At 66.4% G+C, this 363-nt stretch carries 1 pseudogene; it reads right to left on the bottom strand.

The features are described 5' to 3' along the window. Window positions 1-363 (bottom strand): annotated as a pseudogene (locus tag DM807_RS00680) (T6SS effector BTH_I2691 family protein); the annotation flags it as partial.

The following is a 363-nucleotide window of genomic DNA, read 5'->3' as shown; positions in this document are numbered from 1 at the left end:
GGCGCTCCAGGCCAAGCCGGAACGCGGCCAGTTCCGGTGAGGGGGCGTCCGCCGGGTACATGCTTTCCAGCGTCTTGTTCAGCAGCATGGCCACCAGGTTGCGATGGTGGAAATCGCGGCTTTGCACACTCAGTTGTTCGGCATCCAACCGGTAGCACGCCGGCACGCGCTCCTGCTCGGGCGGTTGTGCGGGTTTGGTGTGCTCCAGTTGCTCGGCGGGCATCAGGTCGCGCAGTTGATGCTGGTAGGCCGAGACCGACAGGCTCAGGTCCAGGGCCATGCCTTCGGCGTCGGCAAGCGCGACCACCACCGGCACTTTCGGCTGGGTGTAGGGGTAGTGCCGCGCCATGGCGACGAGGTTGC

Source organism: Pseudomonas hunanensis, from assembly GCF_013393325.1.
GTDB classification, from domain to species: Bacteria; Pseudomonadota; Gammaproteobacteria; order Pseudomonadales; family Pseudomonadaceae; genus Aquipseudomonas; species Aquipseudomonas putida_P.
Note: the sequence above shows the minus strand (reverse complement) of the source record. Positions and strands in the feature narration are given on the sequence as shown.